Below are 17144 nucleotides of genomic sequence, written 5' to 3'. Positions count from 1 at the left end.
TCGTCCGGGCCGCCCGTCGGTCCGGTGCCGCCAACGCTAGTCGGCGAGCGCCGTGTCGAGGGTCGGTCCGGCGATGCGTGTGACGATGGTGTCGTGGACCTGCCCGTCGACACCCTCCCGCTGCCGGCCGGCTACCCGGTGCAGCCCCCGCCGCTGCGCCCGCCCGTCCTCTTCGACCAGGTGTGGCGCGACCTGACGTTCGTGCACTGGCCGGTCGAGCCCGACTCCGTGCGCCACCTCTTCCCGGCGGGCACGAGGCCGGACGTCTTCGTCGACGGCCTGACCTACGTGGCCCTCGTGCCGTTCGTCATGGACGGCATCCGCCTCGGTCGGGCGCCGTCGCCTCGCCTGCCGTGGCTGGGCAGCTTCCTCGAGACGAACATCCGTCTCTACTCCGTCGACGACGCCGGCCGGCACGGCGTGCTCTTCCGGTCGCTCGAGACCGAGCGCGCGCTCGTCGTAGCCGCGGCGCGCGCCGGACTGGGGATCCCCTACACGTGGGCCCGCATGCGAATGCGCCGCGACGGTGACCTCGTGACGTACGAGAGCCGTCGGCGCGCCCCGTCCCGCGGACTGCGGAGCCTGCTGACCGTGCGCGTCGGCGAGCGGGTCGAGCCGACGCCGCTCGAGACGTGGCTCACCGCGCGCTGGGGCGCCCACACCCGCGTCGCCGGGCGCACGCTGTGGGTCCCCAACGAGCACGAGGCGTGGCCGTTGTATGCCGCGGGCGTCGTCGAGCTCGCCGACGACCTGCTCGGGGCGAGCGGTGTCGTGCCGGCGGGGCCGCGGCTGCGCGCCCTCTGGTCGCCGGGGGTGGCCACCCGCTTCGGGCGGCCCTCCCGCGTGGCCTGACGGCGGGGCGCCCTTCTAGGCGAAGAGCTCTCGTAGACAGGCCTCGAACATCGTCGTGTGCGCGTCGACGTCGGCTGCCGTCGTGGCCGGGCTCATGAGCGCCATGTTGTGGAACGGCGTCAGCAGGATGCCCCGGTTGAGGGCGTAGAGGTGGAGGTACTGCTGCAGCTCGAAGTCGTCGGCGTCGTGAGCCTCCTGGCCGTCGTGCGAGGGGCGGCCGGAGAAGTTGTACTCCGCCCGGGCGCCGAGCCGCGTCACGTGCCAGTCGGCCCCCACGGCGTCGATCCCCGCCTGCACGCCGTCGGCCCACGCGTCCGCGAGGGGGACCATGTGCTCGAACGCGGCCGGCGTCATGACCTGCTCGAGGGTGGCCTTCATCGCCGCCATCGACAGGCCGTTGCCCGCGAGCGTGCCGCCGATGCCGCCCACGTCGATGTCCTCGAGCTCGACCGACCGGACGATCCGGTCGGCGATGTCCTGGCTGAACCCGAAGGTGCCGCAGGGGATCCCGCCGCCGATCGACTTGCCGATGACGAGGAGATCGGGCCGCAGGCCGTGGGCTCCGGTGTAGCCGCCCGGGCCGGCGCAGATCGTGTGCGTCTCGTCGTGGATGAGGAGCGCGCCGTAGCGGGTGGCGAGCTCGCGGACCCCTTCGTTGTAGCCGGGGTCGGGCAGGACGATGCCGATGTTGGTCAGCGCCGGCTCGACGAGGATCGCGGCGACGTCGCCGTGGGCCAGTGCCCGCTCGAGCGCCTCGAGGTCGTTGAACTCGACGACCCGCGTCGTCTCCGACGTGGCGACCGGGGCGCCGATGTTGCCGGGGCGGTCCACGGTGGTGCCGTCCGCGCCCAGCGTCGCGAAGGCCTCGTCGACCGAGCCGTGGTAGCACCAGTTGTGCACGACGACCTTGCTGCGGCCGGTGAGGTGGCGGGCGTAGCGGATCGCGTGCCGGTTGGCGTCCGTGGCCGTCAGCGTGAACTGCCAGTAGGGCAGCCCGAAGCGCTCGGCGAGACCGGTGGAGACGGCGATGGCGTCCTCGGTGGGCAGCATCGTCGTGATCCCGCGCGAGAGCTGCCGGGTCACGGCCTCGACGGTCGGCGCGGGGGAGTGGCCCATCATGGCGCCGGTGTCGCCGAGGCAGAGGTCGACGTGGTCGATGCCGTCGACGCACGTGAAGTGCGCCCCCTCGGCGCTCTCGACGAAGACGGGGAAGTCCCCGGGCCACTTGACCATCCAGCTCATCGGCACGCCGCCCGGCATGTGGGCCGCAGCCTGCTCGGCGAGCGCCCGGGACCTCGGGCGGGCGGCGGTGAAGGCGGCGCGCTCCCGGGCGTGCAGCTCGGCGAGACGGGCGCGGTCGACGGTGCTCATGCCCGCATCATGCCGTGCGGCGCCCGGCAGTGGAAGTGATGGCCCAAACCCGGCTGGACCACGGATTCCGTAGGTGTTGGAAGGGGATTCAACCGAAAAGGCACAGGTTTCGAGTCCGTTTCGCGCCCTCCGGAGGTGGCATGATCCCGGCCATGCCCTTGAGCGGTTACCGAGGCCTCAGCCTCTGGCACGACACGATCGGCGACATCGAACCGCGCCCCAGCCTCACCACCGACCTCGAGGTCGACGTCGCCGTGGTGGGGGCCGGCTACACAGGCCTGTGGACGGCATACCACCTCGTCACGGCGGACCCGACGATCCGCGTCGCCGTCATCGAGAAGGAGGTCGCCGGCTTCGGCGCCTCGGGCCGCAACGGCGGCTGGTGCTCCGCGCTCTTCCCCGCCTCGCTCAAGCGGATGGCGGCCGAGCGCGGCCGTGACGCGGCGGTGCGGATGCAGCACCTGCTGCACGACACGGTGGCCGACGTGGGCCGGATCGCCGCCTCGGAGGGGATCGACTGCCACTTCGACCAGGGCGGCTACCTGTCCGTCGCGCGCAACCCGGCGCAGCTCGAGCGGGTCCGTGAGGAGGTCTCGGACCACCGTGCGTGGGGCTTCGGCGAGGAGGACCACCGCCTCCTCGACGCCCACGAGGTCACCGAGATCGCCGGGGTCAGCGACGCGCTGGGCGGCTCGTTCACGCCCCACTGCGCGGCGATCCACCCGGCGCGACTCGTGCGTGGCCTCGCCGACGCGGTCGAGCGGCGCGGGGTCGTCATCCACGAGCGCACGGCGGCCGTCGACGTGCGCAGCCACCGCGTCGTCACCGCGCACGGGACCGTCCGCGCCGACCACGTCGTCCTCGCGACCGAGGGCTACACGCCCACCGTCGCCGGTCGGCGACGCGCCATCGCGCCCATCTACTCGCTCATGACGGCGACCGAGCCGCTGCCCGACGACACGTGGGCGCAGATCGGCCTCGACAAGCGCACGACCTTCGCCGACAACCGGCACCTGACGATCTACGGCCAGCGCACGCGTGACGGCCAGATCGCCTTCGGTGGCAGGGGTGCTCCCTACCACTACGCTTCCAAGGTGTCGCCGCTCTACGACCGCGACGAGCGCGTCCACACCGCCCTGCGCCGGATCCTGCTCGAGCTCTTCCCCGTCCTCGACGGGGTGGAGTTCACGCACGCGTGGGGCGGCAACCTCGGCGTGCCGCGCGACTGGTTCCCCTCGGTCCGCCACGACCGGCACACCGGCCTCGCCTTCGCCGGCGGCTACGTCGGCGACGGCGTGGCCACGTCGGCGCTCGCAGGTCGCACGCTGGCCGCGATGATCCGCGGCGACGATCCCGACGACCTCGCCTCCCTGCCGTGGGCCGGGCGCACCTCCCGTGACTGGGAGCCCGAGCCGCTGCGCTGGCTGGGCGTCAACGCGGTGACCGCCCTCATGACGTCCGCCGACTGGTCCGAGCGTCGCACCGGGCGCCCCTCGCGGGCCGCGTCGGCCTTCTGGACCGCCTTGGGTCAGTAGGCGACTCGCGTCCGTCCACCGATCGCGTATGCCGTGTCCCCCGGGCACGGCGTGCAGGTCCCGTGCTCGGTCCGCCCCCGTCAGTCGGCCCGATGTCCCATTCTTGGTCGGGACCTGTCGTATTCGCCCCAGGTCGTTCGTGGTCCCAGTGACCATGCACCGTTGAGACCCGGAGGACCAGACACATGAAGCTCCTGCTGACCGACAGTGGAGTCACCAACCCGAGCATCCACGCAGCACTGGTCGGGTTGCTGGGCAAGCCGATCGCCGAGTCGCACGCCCTGTGCATCCCCACCGGGATGTACGGGCACCCGAGGGCCGGCCTCGACCGGGCCTGGCAGTTCATCAGCGGCACCTCGCAGAACCCCATGGTCGAGCTCGGCTGGAAGTCCGTCGGCGTGCTGGAGCTCACCGCGCTGCCCAGCATCGACGCCGACCGCTGGGTGTCCCTCGTCGAGGAGGCGGACGTCCTGCTCGTCGCCGGTGGGGACGTGCTCTACCTCGCCTACTGGATGCAGCAGTCGGGGCTGACCGACCTGCTGCCGTCGCTCGACGACACCGTGTGGGTGGGCCTGAGTGCGGGCAGCATGGTCATGACGCCCGAGGTCGGCGAGGACTTCATCCAGTGGAGGCCCCCGACCGGTGACATCAGCCCCCTCGGGCTGGTCGACTTCTCGATCTTCCCGCACGTCGCTCCCGAGGGCATGCCGGGCAACACCCTTGCCGAGGCGCAGAGCTGGATCCAGGGCATCTCCGGACCGGGTTACGTCATCGACGGGCAGACGGCCATCGCCGTCGTCGACGGCGTCGTCGAGGTCGTCTCCGAGGGGACGTGGCAGGTCATGACGCGCGACGCCGTCGCCCCGACCGGGCGCTGACTCAACGGGCCTCACGGCCCGGGTGCGGGGTGTAGGCGCCGTCGGTCAGCACCGGGACGACCTCCGACGCATCGAGCTCGGCGGCGATCGCGACGTCGTCGGGCCACCCCTGCGCCACGAGCTCCAGCCCGCTCGCGCAGGAGTGCAGCGCCTCCGCGGCACGGTCCTCCACGGCGAGCCAGGCCGCTCCCGCCGCCTCGGCCTCGGGGCTGAGGAGCAGCGGGCCGCCGCGGTGCTCGAGCCGCTGGGCCAGCGCCGCCACGACGGACCCGGCGCCCCAGAGGTCCTCGACGGCCGGACGCAGCGAGTCGTCGGGCCAGCGCTCGCCGGCCGGGACGACGACGACCGCCGGCTGGGCCCGGGGGCCGCTCGACGACTCGAGCCAGTCGACGATCCAGGCGGCGACCGCCGTCCGGTTGCGCATCGAGGCCGCCACGACCTGCGCGCCGGCCTCGGCCAGGACGGTGGTGGTCGTCGACCCGTTGGGCGAGGGCAGCACGAGGTCCTTGACGTCACGGGCCGCGCGGATCGAGGCCGGTGACAGGCTGACGCCGCCCTTGGCCCGCGTCGCCGACCGCGTCCGGGCCAGGGTGGCTCCCCGCTCGTCGGCGAAGGCGCGCGCCGACTCGTCCTTCCAGCGGTAGGGGAGCACGCGGATGCCGGCGTCGACGGCCACCGAGACGCACGTCGTGAAGCTGAGGACGTCGACGACGACCGCGCACACGGGCGACCCTGCGGCGACGGCATACCTCGTCAGGGCCTCGGCCGCGGTGGGTCCCCAGTCGAGGCGGACGACGTGACGGTCCTGCGAGTGCCAGGGGTGCATGACGACAACCTACGGGTGGTCAGCCGCCGAAGGTCTGGGTCCAGTACGTGCCGTAGGGGCCGCCGGTCGCGTAGCCGACGCCGATGTCGCGGTAGGCGCAGTTGAGGATGTTCGCGCGGTGCCCCGGGCTCGCCATCCAGCCGCTCATGACCTCCTTGGCGCTCCGCTGCCCGGCCGCGATGTTCTCGCCGATCGCCCCGCCGCGGTAGCCGGCGCCGCGGATGCGGTCGGCGAAGGTCGACCCGTCGGGGCTCGTGTGCGAGAAGTAGCCACGCGTCGCCATGTCGTCGCTGTGCTGCTGCGCCGCCCGCTGGAGCGCCGCGTCGATCGACACCGGGCCGCACCCCGCCCGGGCGCGCTCGGTGTTGACGAGGGCCACGACCTGGTGGGCGACGCCCGCGCGAGGAGGTGGTGCGGCAACGGCCGTGCTCGTCGGGGACGATGTCCGCGTGGGGACCGAGGCCGGTGAGCGCGTCGGTGCCGGTGCCGTCACGAGCGGCGCGGGAGCCCTGGTCGTCAGCGACGGCGTCGGTGACGGTCCCGTCGAGCTCGGCGAGGTGGAGGGCGTGCCCGACGGGGTCGGGGACGTGGACGGCGAGACGGCGCCGCTCGAGCTCTCGACTCCGCCGATGCGTCCCGTCGGCGTGGCCGGCGCCGTGGGCGAGGGACCGGGGCCGAGACGCAGGTCGCCGGAGCGACCCAGGATGACGAAGCCGCCGATCACGAGCAGTGCGGACACCGTCAGGGTCACCACCGCGGCTCGCCGCGATCCGATGACCGCGGGATCGGTGTGCCGTCCCATGTGCGCCTTTCGTCGACCCAGCGACCGGTACCTTACGCGCCCCCGCGGCGCCGGGGTCGCATGAGCGAGGGGCGTCGCGGCGCATCGTCACGTCACCGTGACCTACCGCCCGGTCGCCGTCCGGTCGCCGTCCGGTCGCCGTCCGGTCGCCGTCCGGTCGCAGCGGGCGAAGTCAGCGCGCGTCGAGCTCGCGAACGAGGCGGACCGGCGCGGTGCGGCGGTACGACGCGTCGACGAGCTCGGCGACCTCGTCCCAGTCGACGCCGTCAGCGGCGCGGTCGTTGCGCAGGTCGAGCATGAGCCAGCCGTAGGGACCGTAGTAGCCGGGCACGACGAAGCGCGGATCCTCGAGCAGCGCCGCCCGGTCGGACTCGTCGGGCTGGACGATCAGGGCGTGGCGGTAGGGCTCCGGGTCGTGGTCGCCCTTGACGACGCCGCCGTAGATCGCGAAGACCTTGCGGGTGAAGAAGTTGGGCCGGCCGTGCGAGACCTTCTCGTCGGCGCCGGGCAGCGCGAGGCAGATCTCGCGCAGGCGCCGCAGGTAGGGGTCGCCGGTGTCGAACATCTGGGGGTGGGACATGCCCACCCACGCTAGGCCCGTAGCGCGGTCTCCGGGCGAGTCAGGCGCCGCAGACCCCTCCGCAGCCGCCGGCGCCGCAGCCACCGCCGCAGCCGCCTGCGGCGACCGGCTCGAGCACCTCGTGGCGGTGCTCCCACGCCGTCTCGAGCGCCTGGGCGAAGACCTCGACCGGCTGGGCGCCGGAGACGCCGTACTTGCGGTCGAGCACGAAGAAGGGGACCGACTCGATGCCGAGCATCTTGGCCGTCGCCTCGTCGCTGCGCACGTGGTTGCCGTAGTCGTCGGACTCGAGCATCTCGCGCACGGCGCCCTCGTCGAGGCCGATCTCGCCGGCGAGCCGGACGAGCACGTCGCGGTCGCCGACCGCGAGGCCGTCGGTGAAGTAGGCGCGCATGAGCCGCTCGTGCGCGGCGTCGGCGAGTCCCTGCTCGGCCGCCAGGTGCACGACGCGGTGCGCGTCGAAGGTGTTGCCGTAGCGGGCCTGCTCCCAGTTGAACGTGAGGCCCAGCTCGGCCGCGGCGGCCGCCATCGAGCGGTGCTGGTCGGCCGCCTGCTCGCGCGTCGTGCCGTACTTCGCGGCGACGAGGTCGACGAGCGGCTGCTCCGACACGGGGGCGGCGCCTCGGTCCAGCTCGAAGCTGTGCCACTGCACCTCGACCTCGTCGGCGTGCTCGAACTGCGCGACGGCAGCCTCGAGGCGACGCTTGCCGATGTAGCAGAACGGGCAGACGATGTCGCTCCAGATGTCGATCTTCACGGTCGTGCAACCTACCCGGGAGTGGTCGTGTTCCCCGCATCGAGCGAGGCGTCCGTCACCCTCCGGGTGAGAGGGCGTATGCCGTTCAGCTCGCCCGCGCGACGCGGTGCAGGATCGCGGCAGCGGACTCCGCGTCGCGGGTCTCGGGGAGCCAGTGCCCCGCGTCGAGCTCGACGAGCTCGTAGTCGGCCCCGACGTGCTCACGCGTCAGCTCGGCCGCGGTGCGGCCAAGGAAGGGGTCCCGCGAGCCCCAGACGTACGTCGTCGGCACCTCGACCCGGTGCGCCCCCACACCCGAGTGCCGGGCGGCGCGGTACCAGTTGACCGGCCCGGTGAGCGCGTCCGCGTGGGCCAGGCGGGCGGCATACCTCGTCCTGTCCTCGGCCGGGAGACCGGAGCGCGCCATGAGCGAGTGGAAGCCCGCAGCAAGGGCGCGCTCGGGCACCCACGGCACCTGGAAGGCCGCCATGTACCAGGACCGCCGCTTCTGGTCGAGGCCCGTGCGCCACGCCCGCGACATCGCGGCCGGGTGCGGGGTCGACAGGACGGTCAGCGAGGCGATGCGCGTCGGGTGGTTGCCGGCGACGAGCCAGGCGAGCGCGCCGCCCCAGTCGTGCCCGACGAGGTGGACCCGCTCGCGTCCGGACGCCTCGATGAGTGCGAGGACGTCGGCGACGAGCTCGTCGAGGCGGTAGGCGTCCCCGCCGGTTGGTCGCGCGCCAGGGGAGTAGCCGCGCTGGTCGGGGGCGAGCGTGCGCAGCCCTGCCTCGTGCAGCCGGGCCGCGACCCGGTCCCAGCTCGTGCGGTCGGTGGGGAAGCCGTGGAGCAGCACGACGACGTCGCCGTCGACCGGGCCCTCGTCGGTGACGTCGAAGCGCAGCCCGTCGCGGCTGAAGGTCGTGATGCGTTGCTCGAGCGCTGCCATGCCCCCATCGTGCCCCGGCGGGGCGCCGACGCGTCACCGACCGCGTCACCGACCGCGTCACCGACCGCGTCACCGACCACGTCACGGGCCACTCAGGGACGACCCGTAGGGGACGAACCCGAAGCGGCCCGCGGCGGCCACGACCTAGTGTTGAGGCATGCCCGACGCGCCCGAGACGCCCAGCCGCCCCGGCGCCGGCCGCGCGTGGTGGCACCTCTCGCGCACCGGGCTGCTCTTCGGCGCCGCCTACTTCCTCACCTCGATGGCGCCGAGCCTGCTGCCGCGCACCTGGTACTACCAGGGCCTCATCAGCGGCCTGTGCGCCGTCGCCGGCTACGCGCTCGGCGTGCTCGTCGCCTGGGTGGTCAGGCGCGTCTCGCACCTCATCGACCTGCACGTCACCGTGAGCGGCGAGGCCCGGCACTGGCTGCTCGTCGCGGCCCCGGTCTTCGGCGCCGTCGCCGTCCTCGGCCTGACGGTCGCCAACGTCAGGGCGCAGGCGCGCACGGCGGCGGTCGTCCGGCTCGCGCCCCTCGACCCGGTCGACTGGGCGCTGGCGCTCGCGCTCGCCGCCCTCATCGCGGTGCTCTTCCTCGCCATCGCGCGCGGGCTGCGCGGCGCGACCCACCAGCTCGCCCAGGCTGCCGGCCAGGTGCTGCCCAAGACGATCGCGACCGTCATCGCCGTCGTCGTCGTGGCCACCGCGACGGCGTGGGTCACCGACAGCGTGCTCTTCCACCGCGGCATGCAGGCCTTCGCCGGCGTCGCGGCCCAGGTCAACACCGCGCCCACCGGTCGCGCCGCGCCGACGTCGTCGTTGCGCTCCGGCGGACCGGGGTCGCTCGAGTCGTGGGACAGCCTCGGCTACCAGGGGCAGATGTTCGTCACGAGCGCTCCGACGCCGAAGCAGATCACGGCCGCGACCGACCGCGGGGCCATCGAGCCGATCCGCGTCTATGCCGGCCGCACGCCGGACCGTTCGGTCGACGACGTCGCTGACGCCGTCGTCGCGGAGCTCAAGCGCACCAACGCCTTCCACCGCCGCGTCCTGGCCGTCTTCACGACGACGGGCACCGGCTGGGTCGACGACTGGTCGGCGCAGTCGGTCGAGTACCTCAGCAACGGCGACAGCGCGATCGCCGCCATGCAGTACTCCTACCTGCCGAGCGCGATGTCGATGATGACCGACCGCGACACTCCCCGAGAGGCGGGCAAGGCGCTCTTCGACAAGGTGTATGCCGTGTGGCGCACGCTGCCCGAGGACGACCGTCCGCAGCTCGTCGTCGGCGGCGAGTCGCTCGGCTCCTACGGCGGGCAGGCCGCCTTCTCGAGCGCCGACGACATGCTGGCCCGCGCCCAGGGCGGCGTGTGGGTGGGCACGCCGAGCTTCACGGGCATCTGGCAGTCGCTGACCGCCCGGCGCAACGAGGGCTCGCCCGAGATCGTCCCGGTCGTCGACGCAGGGCTGCACATCCGGTTCGCGGCGAGCGGCGACCAGCTGACCCACGACTACTACGGCCGCGACTACGGCGCCTGGGACTTCCCCCGCTTCGTCTACGCCCAGCACGCGTCCGACCCCGTCGTCTGGTGGAACCCGGCCCTGCTCGGCGCCGAGCCGGACTGGCTGCGCGAGCCCCGCGGGCACGACGTCAACCCCGACGTCACGTGGATCCCCTTCGTGACGTTCTGGCAGCTGACGACCGACATGGCCGTCGGCCACGACCCGCCCGACGGCTACGGCCACCGCTACGGCCCGGAGCTCGTCCCGGCGTGGGGGTCGGTGCTCGGTGGGTCACCGACCGACGACTACACGAAGCTCGTCGCCGGCATCGAGGAGACGGTCAACCGGGTGGCCTGAGCGGCTCGCCTACGCTCGGGTCGTGCCAGCAGAGCGGTTCCACGGTCAGATCGCCGGCGTCGGGTCGGCGTCGGGAGTCCGCGTCGTCGTCGGGTCGTGGGAGCGGACGCCGCTCGGCTCCTTCGGCGACGCGATGGTCGAGACGGCCGCCGGGCACCGGGTGCTCGTCGCGCCGAGCGTCGAGGTGGCCGAGTTCATCGGGGCGACCTACGTCTTCGGCGAGGTGCGTCTCGAGCCGATCACCGTGACGGCTGGCGGCCACGCGTGGCACGTCGAGTCACCGTCGCTGACACTCGACCTCACGGTCGGTGGGCGTATGCCGCTCGGCCGGCTCCTGCAGCTCGTGCCGTCGCGCGTCGCGACGAGCCGGTCGTGGGCGACCGCGGTCGACCCGATCGCGCGAGTCGCCTTGCGGGGCGTGCGAACCCGCGGCACGGCGCTCGAGGGCCGCCGGGAGTACTACGGCGCGACCGACCTGCACGCCGTGACGTCCCTCGAGGGCAGCTTCGAGGGGATGCCGCTCGGGGCGCTGGCCCGGGTCGACCCGCCGTGCCGGTTCGGCTTCTCGTCGACCCCGCCGACGCCCTCGGTGACCTCGGTCGTGACGACGGTCGTCACCCGCTGACCGCTCCGAAGCGGGCGACGTAGTGCCAGACCCTCTTGAGCGCCTGCTCGTCGTGCCGTCCCTCGCGTGACGCCGCACCGATGACCTGCGGGGTCACGACCCCGTCGACGGCCAGCGACTCACCGAGAGCGACGAACTCAGGGCCTCGGTAGTCCGGGTGCGCAGCCAGTGTCGCGACGTCGAGCCGGTAGCCGGGGTGCCACTCCACCGGCACCCCGAGGGCGAGCGCGTCGGCCTCGACGTCGGTGCCCCGGTAGCCGGGGTCGAGGACCAGCGCCTCGACGTCGTCGACGAGGTCGACCACCCCGTGCACGTGCGCCTCGACGTAGTCGTCGAGCAGGTCGTGGTCGGCCGCGGCCGCGAGCGCCGCCAGCCCGAATCCCGTTGAGGTGCCGAAGTGCTCGGGCTCGAAGACGCTGTCAGGGAAGCAGAACGTCGTGCGCACCAGCGTGTGGGCCGCGAGCCGTACGTGGGCTGAGCCGAACCGCGGTGCCGCGCCGTGCGGACGGCGGTGGAGGTCGAGCGCGCCGTACTTCGGTCGCAGCCCGGGCTCGGCGTCGTCGTAGGCGCCCCCGAAGATCCGGCTCTCCCACCGCCAGCGGTCCCCGCCCGGGTGCGCCGTCAGCCCACCGTTGCTCGTGCGGGTCTCGAACTGAGACCGGTAGAGCCCGTCCCGGGCCATCGCCACGAGGATCGGCTCACCGCGCACGAGCCGGTCGGGGTGGAAGTTGAGCGTGACCCGCAGCGTCGGGTCGAGCGGCGGCCCCACGGAGAGCGCGCGCACGTGCGCGAGAGCCCGGTCGACCGCGGCGGGATGGGCAGGCACGCCGTCATCCTCACACCTTCGGGCCTGCAGCACCCCTCGGGGACGCGCTCACACGGCATACGCGGCGTCGTCGTCCCCGAGGTGTGCGGGTGGCTGGCGTCAGCTCGAGAAGAAGAGGCCGGCCATGCCCTTCTTGCGGTAGTGCTTGCCGCCGCGGTTGCCCCAGGACGGTCCGCCGTACTGCTGGGGCGGCGGCTGGGCGACGAAGCGGCTCTCGAGCTGGCTCAGGTGCTCGAACTCGCCGAAGTCGAGGAAGATCCCGCGGCACTGGTCGCACTGCTCGACGTGCACGCCGTTGCGGTCGTAGGTGCGCATGGTCCCTCGGCACTTCGGGCACACGAAGCCCTGCGGCTGGTAGGCGGCACCGGTCGAGTCCTGGTGCGGGAACGGGGGCGGCTGCTGGCTCATGCCCTCATCCTCACATCCGGGCGCAGGCCTCCAACAGGCCCTCGGCTGGGTGCGCGCTGTGAGCCGGCTGGACGCCCAGGGCCCGGACCGCCGCCACGTAGACGGCGCAGCGGGCCGGCAGGTCGAGGCGCGGCCACGGGTCGCCGTCCGCCGGGACGCCCGGCCCGCCCTCCGTCCGGTAGGCCGTGAGGAAGATCCGCCAGTCGGCGTCCTCGAGGACACCCGCGGCCCAGAATCCCGCGGGGCGGGCGAGGTCCCAGGCCGGGTCGCCGGTCCCGAGGTCGTCGACGTCGAGGAGTCGGAGCCCGTCCGGGGTGCGGGCGAGCTGTCCGAGGTGCCAGTCGCCGTGGACGACCAGCCCCGGCGCCGGGCTCGTCGGGATCTCGTCGAGGAGCCTGCGGCCGAGCTCGGTCAGCATCGGAGCCGCCGGATGGTCGAGACGCCCCGCCCGTCGGAGCGCCCGGGAGACCCGTGCGGGTCCGCCGTGGCGGGGGAGCGGTGTCCGGTCGGGTGCGTCCCCGGCGTCGGCGGAGGAGAGGTGCAGCCGCGCGAGCAGCCGGCCCGAGTCGGCCCACGGCAGCGCGGCGTCCCCGGGGGCGACGACCTCGACCCGGGGCCAGACGGTCACGCAGCGCCCGTCCGGCGCACGGCGCGGCCGGCCCTCGAGGGGCTGGACCCACAGCGACGGTCCCGCACCGCTCGTCACCTGCCACAGGCGTCTGCCCAGTGCGGCGGCATCGGTCCGGGGGTGGTGCACCTTGACGACCACGCCGCCCACGAAGGCCAGCTCGGCACCGGAAGGGAGCTGGCGGCATACGACCTGATCCACGGAGGTCCCGCGGTCGCGGACGTGACCACCCGTCAGGTCGGCGGCGAGCCCGTCGAGCCACGCGGCGGTCGTGTCCAGGGTCACCACCTGATTGTCGCCGGAGGGGTAGGAATGGTGCATGGGCACGATGATCGACTTCCCCGAGCATGACCTCACCGCCTACCGCGCCGACCCGAGCGGGCAGCCGCGCGGCGCGGTCGTCGTCATCCAGGAGATCTGGGGCCTGGCCGACCACATCAAGGACGTCGCCGACCGCATCGCCGCGGAGGGCTACGTCGCCGTCGCGCCGGACCTGCTCGGCCACGTCGGGCTGACGCCCGAGGTCGGGGCCCGCATCTTCGAGCTGATGTTCAGCGCCTCCGAGGAGGACCGGCTCGCCGCGCAGCCGCAGATGCGCGCGGCCACCACTCCCGCGCGCCAGCCGGAGTTCGCCGCGTGGGCCGTCCCGGCCCTGCGCGCCGTCGTCGACGCGCTCGTGCAGGAGGAGGGGGTCGACGGGCGCGTGGGCGTCGTCGGCTTCTGCTTCGGGGGGACGTATGCGTATGCCCTCGCGGCCGCCGACCCGCGGGTGCGCGCCGCGGTGCCCTTCTACGGCACCTTCCCCGAGAACGCCGACCCCGCGACCATCGCCTGCCCCGTCCTCGCCTTCTACGGCGAGCAGGACCACGGCATCACCGACGGCGTCCCCGACCTCGAGTCGCGCATGGAGCAGGCCGGTGTCGACTTCACGGCGCGGGTCTACCACGGCGTCGGGCACGCCTTCTTCAACGACACCTCGCCCTCGAAGTACAACGCCGAGGTCGCCGCCGACGCGTGGGAGCGCACGCTCGCGTTCTTCGGCGAGCACGTGGCGCGGTGAGCGTGGAGCCTGCGTCGGGGGGCTGGCCCACAGGTCTGTCACAGGGCTTTCCTCCCCGGTGGCGGCGCGCGTGGAGTAAGCCTGCGGCATGACCGAACCCGACCGCTCGCCCGCCCGACGGGGCCCGCTCGTCCTCGGGCCGATGCTGCGCTACGTCGGCGAGACCGACGCGACGGTGTGGCTCGAGACGTCCGGGCCCGGGGTCGCCACCGTGCACGCCGACGGTCGCGAGTGGAGCGCGCCGACCTTCTCCGTCAAGGGCCACCACTACGCCCTCGTCGTCGTCGACGGCCTCGAGCCCGGCGGTGACTGGTCGTATGCCGTGAGCGTCGACGGTGCGCCCGTGTGGCCCGAGCCGGACAGCCCGTTCCCCTCGCCACGCATCCGTACGATCGACCGCGGGCGTCCGACGCGCCTGCTGTTCGGGTCGTGCCGCACGACCGTGCCGCACGACCGGAAGGGCCACCAGACCAACGGCGTCGACGCCCTGCGCACCCTCGCGCTCGCGCTCGCACGCGGCGAGGAGGAGTGGCCCGACCTCGTCGCCTTCCTCGGCGACCAGGTCTACGCCGACGAGACGTCGGAGGCCATGCGCGAGTTCATCGCCGCGAGACGCAGCCTCGACGAGCCGCCCGGCGAGGAGATCAAGGACTACGAGGAGTACGCCCACCTCTACGGGCTCGCCTGGGGGGACGACGCCAACCGCTGGCTGCTGTCCACCGTGCCGAGCTGCATGATCTTCGACGACCACGACATCCGCGACGACTGGAACACCTCGTGGACGTGGCACGAGGAGATCAACCGCACCCCGTGGTGGCACGAGCGCCTCATGGGCGGCCTGTCGTCGTACTGGGTCTACCAGCACATCGGCAACCTCTCGCCAGCGCAGCTCGCCGACGACGAGATCTATGCGCGGGTCATCGCCGGCAGGGACGCCGGCGCCGGTGACGGCGAGGGCGAGCTCGACCTCACCGAGGCCGTCTTCGACCTCGCGCGGCGCTCGGACCGGCACCCGGAGGTCTACCGCTGGAGCTTCCGGCGCGACCTCGGCGACAGCCGTCTCGTCGTCGTCGACTCCCGGGCCGCGCGGGTGCTCGAGCCGCAGCACCGCTCGATGCTCGACCCCGACGAGATGCGCTGGCTCGACGAGCAGCTGACGGGCGACGTCGAGCACCTGCTCATCGGCACGTCGCTGCCCTTCATGCTGCCGCCCGGCCTGCACGACCTCGAGGCCATCGACGAGGTGCTCGCGATGGGCACCCACGGCAAGGTCGTCGCCCAGGCCGCCGAGAAGGCCCGCCAGTCCATCGACCTCGAGCACTGGGCGGCCTTCAACGACGGCTTCGTCGAGGTCTTCGACATGGTGATGGAGGTCGCGCGCGGGGAACGGGGCCGGGCCCCGGCCACGGTCGTCTTCCTCTCCGGCGACGTCCACAACTCCTACGTCGCCGAGGTCGTCGACGCGAGGACGCGCCACGGCGCCACCTCGCGCGTCATCCAGGCCGTCTGCTCACCGATCCGCAACCCGATGCCGCGGGCGATCCGCGTCATGATGTCGGCGTTCGCGCGGGGGCTGGTGCGGCCGATGCGCTTCGTCGCCGAGCGGTCCAAGCGCGTGCCCGACCCCGCCTACCCCTGGGTGGTCACCGACGGTCCGTGGTTCGACAACTGTCTGGCCGAGCTGACCGTGCAGGGCCGTGACCTCTCCATCGTCTGGCGCGGCGGCGAGGTCCGCGACGGCGACGACGCCCACCCGGTGCTGACGACGGTCTCGAGCGTGCGGCTGCCGACCGGCTGACGCGGTAGGGCGTCAGGTGACGCGGACGAGGAGGATCCGGTCGTCCCCGGCACCCGGGGCCTGTCGCCCGTCGCGGTTGCTCGTCGTGACGAGGATCGTCCGGTCGTCGACGGCGAGCACGCTGCGCAGCCGGCCGTAGCGGCCGACGAGGAAGTCCTGCGGCGCGGCGGCGGTGCGGGCGCCGTCGAGCGGGATCCGCCACAGCCGCTGCCCGCGCAGCGCCGCCATCCACACCGAGCCGCCGGCGATGGCGATGCCGCTGGGGGAGTCCTGCGGCGGGCCCCACTGGACGACCGGCCCGGTGATGCCTGCGCGGCTCGTGCGTCCCTCGGTCTGCGGCCATCCGTAGTTGCGGCCGGGGCGGATGAGGTTGAGCTCGTCCTCGCTGTGGTCACCGAACTCCGAGGCCCAGAGGCGCCCGGCCGCGTCCCAGGCGATGCCCTGGACGTTGCGGTGGCCGTAGGACCAGACGAGCGTGCCGAACGGGTTGCCCGGGGCCGGCCGGCCGGAGGTCGTCATCCGCAGGATCTTGCCGCCGAGCGAGCCCTTGTCCTGGGCCAGTGCGGGCTGCTGCGCCTCGCCGGTCGTCGCATAGAGGTAGCCGTCCGGGCCGAACGCGAGCCGGCCGCCGTCGTGGTGCACGTTGTGGGGGATGCCGCGCACGAGCACTCGCGGCGTGCCGAGCTGCCGCCCGGCCGGCGCCGACGGGTCCCACGGGATCGCGGCGATCCGGTTGTCGGACGCCGTCGAGAAGTACGCGTAGACGAGGCGGTCGCGCCTGAACGTCGGCGAGACCGCGATGCCGAGCAGCCCCGCCTCGCCCTGCTGCGACACGTTGGACACGACGCCGGGCACGGTGCCGACCCGGGTGAGCCGGCCCGCGGCGACGTCGAGCCGGTCGATCCGGTGGCTGTCGCGCGCCGACACGAGCACCGTGCCGTCCGGGAGGCGCGCGAGGCCCCACGGCACGTCGATGCCGGTCGCGAGCGTGCGCACCACCGTCGCACTGCCCGTGGGGCGGCCGGCGACGGAGGTCGGTGCCGGACTCGACGGAGTGGCGGTGCGCGTCGTCGTCGAGGCAGGTGCGGTCGGGGCTGTCGCCGCCGGTGTGGTCGCCGGTGTGGTCGCCGGTGTGGTGGACGCGGACGTGGACGACGCTGACGCCGTGGCCGGGCCACTCGCGGGCGAGGTGCTGGTGCCGGATGACGGGACGCCCGGCGAGCAGGCGGCGGCGGACAGGGCGAGGGTCATGGTCGCGGCGAGGGCGACCCGGCCGGTGCGCTCGGGCATGGGGACCTCCCTCACCGACGGTAGCGAGCGAGCCTGTGCGCCCTCCGGGACGACCCCGGTCCAGAGCCCGGGAACAAACGGGGCAACCCCAGAGTTGAGTCGAGTGAACGCAAGATTTGCGAGTC

General features: G+C 73.4%; 17 protein-coding genes. 7 read left to right on the top strand and 10 right to left on the bottom strand.

What is annotated here, in order from left to right:
• The first annotated feature begins 93 nt into the window (after positions 1-93).
• Entirely contained in the window at positions 94-852 is a 759-nt protein-coding gene (locus U5C87_RS01435) for a YqjF family protein (RefSeq protein WP_330474880.1), read from the top strand.
• A 15-nt stretch (positions 853-867) separates the two neighbouring features.
• Here the strand turns inward: U5C87_RS01435 and U5C87_RS01430 are convergent, their stop codons facing one another.
• Positions 868-2223, bottom strand: coding sequence for an aspartate aminotransferase family protein (locus tag U5C87_RS01430; protein WP_330474879.1), 1356 nt, complete (start codon positions 2221-2223; stop codon positions 868-870).
• Between the two features lie 152 nt (positions 2224-2375).
• Here U5C87_RS01430 and U5C87_RS01425 point away from each other — a divergent pair, with 152 nt between their 5' ends.
• Positions 2376-3758: an NAD(P)/FAD-dependent oxidoreductase gene (locus U5C87_RS01425; RefSeq protein WP_330474878.1), complete on the top strand. Its 1383-nt coding sequence runs from the start codon at positions 2376-2378 to the stop codon at positions 3756-3758.
• Between the two features lie 185 nt (positions 3759-3943).
• On the top strand, positions 3944-4636 hold the full coding sequence (locus U5C87_RS01420; protein ID WP_330474877.1) for a Type 1 glutamine amidotransferase-like domain-containing protein: 693 nt from the start codon (positions 3944-3946) through the stop codon (positions 4634-4636).
• 1 nt (position 4637) lies between these two features.
• On the opposite strand, the gene U5C87_RS01415 is transcribed toward U5C87_RS01420, so the two are convergent.
• From U5C87_RS01415 to U5C87_RS01395, 5 genes are all read right to left on the bottom strand, one after another.
• On the bottom strand, positions 4638-5462 hold the full coding sequence (locus tag U5C87_RS01415) for a 2-phosphosulfolactate phosphatase (protein ID WP_330474876.1): 825 nt from the start codon (positions 5460-5462) through the stop codon (positions 4638-4640).
• Positions 5463-5481: 19 nt separating this feature from the next.
• Positions 5482-6264, bottom strand: coding sequence for a CAP domain-containing protein (locus tag U5C87_RS01410; protein WP_330474875.1), 783 nt, complete (start codon positions 6262-6264; stop codon positions 5482-5484).
• A gap of 172 nt (positions 6265-6436) precedes the next feature.
• Entirely contained in the window at positions 6437-6844 is a 408-nt protein-coding gene (locus U5C87_RS01405; protein ID WP_330474874.1) for an MmcQ/YjbR family DNA-binding protein, read from the bottom strand.
• Positions 6845-6884: 40 nt separating this feature from the next.
• Positions 6885-7601, bottom strand: a complete 717-nt coding sequence (locus U5C87_RS01400) for a DsbA family oxidoreductase (RefSeq protein WP_330474873.1) — start codon at positions 7599-7601, stop codon at positions 6885-6887.
• An 85-nt stretch (positions 7602-7686) separates the two neighbouring features.
• Positions 7687-8526, bottom strand: a complete 840-nt coding sequence (locus U5C87_RS01395) for an alpha/beta fold hydrolase (protein WP_330474872.1) — start codon at positions 8524-8526, stop codon at positions 7687-7689.
• A 157-nt stretch (positions 8527-8683) separates the two neighbouring features.
• Between U5C87_RS01395 and U5C87_RS01390 the strand changes: the two genes are divergently transcribed.
• Complete coding sequence (locus U5C87_RS01390) at positions 8684-10384, top strand: alpha/beta hydrolase (protein WP_330474871.1); 1701 nt, start codon at positions 8684-8686, stop codon at positions 10382-10384.
• 22 nt (positions 10385-10406) lie between these two features.
• Positions 10407-11009 (top strand): hypothetical protein, encoded by a 603-nt coding sequence (locus tag U5C87_RS01385; RefSeq protein WP_330474870.1) that lies wholly within the window; start codon positions 10407-10409, stop codon positions 11007-11009.
• On the opposite strand, the gene U5C87_RS01380 is transcribed toward U5C87_RS01385, so the two are convergent.
• The 3 genes from U5C87_RS01380 to U5C87_RS01370 all read right to left on the bottom strand — a co-directional run bounded on the left by U5C87_RS01380 (position 10999) and on the right by U5C87_RS01370 (position 13156).
• The gene (locus U5C87_RS01380) at positions 10999-11835 is read right to left on the bottom strand and encodes a DUF3626 domain-containing protein (protein ID WP_330474869.1); all 837 of its coding nucleotides are present in this window, start codon (positions 11833-11835) and stop codon (positions 10999-11001) included. The genes U5C87_RS01385 and U5C87_RS01380 overlap by 11 nt on opposite strands.
• A 99-nt stretch (positions 11836-11934) precedes the next feature.
• Entirely contained in the window at positions 11935-12243 is a 309-nt protein-coding gene (locus tag U5C87_RS01375) for a TFIIB-type zinc ribbon-containing protein (protein WP_030198998.1), read from the bottom strand.
• A 10-nt stretch (positions 12244-12253) separates the two neighbouring features.
• On the bottom strand, positions 12254-13156 hold the full coding sequence (locus U5C87_RS01370; protein ID WP_330474868.1) for a phosphotransferase family protein: 903 nt from the start codon (positions 13154-13156) through the stop codon (positions 12254-12256).
• Positions 13157-13190: 34 nt separating this feature from the next.
• On the opposite strand from U5C87_RS01370, the gene U5C87_RS01365 reads away from it, so the two are divergent.
• Together U5C87_RS01365 and U5C87_RS01360 are read left to right on the top strand one after the other, a co-directional pair.
• Positions 13191-13931, top strand: a complete 741-nt coding sequence (locus U5C87_RS01365; RefSeq protein ID WP_330474867.1) for a dienelactone hydrolase family protein — start codon at positions 13191-13193, stop codon at positions 13929-13931.
• 88 nt (positions 13932-14019) lie between these two features.
• Positions 14020-15729 (top strand): alkaline phosphatase D family protein, encoded by a 1710-nt coding sequence (locus U5C87_RS01360; protein WP_330474866.1) that lies wholly within the window; start codon positions 14020-14022, stop codon positions 15727-15729.
• Between the two features lie 12 nt (positions 15730-15741).
• Here the strand turns inward: U5C87_RS01360 and U5C87_RS01355 are convergent, their stop codons facing one another.
• Positions 15742-17019, bottom strand: a complete 1278-nt coding sequence (locus tag U5C87_RS01355; protein ID WP_330474865.1) for a PQQ-dependent sugar dehydrogenase — start codon at positions 17017-17019, stop codon at positions 15742-15744.
• Positions 17020-17144: the final 125 nt, after the last annotated feature.

The organism is Terrabacter sp. C0L_2 (genome assembly GCF_036352015.1).
Taxonomy (GTDB): Bacteria; Actinomycetota; Actinomycetes; order Actinomycetales; family Dermatophilaceae; genus Terrabacter; species Terrabacter tumescens.
Note: the sequence above shows the minus strand (reverse complement) of the source record. Positions and strands in the feature narration are given on the sequence as shown.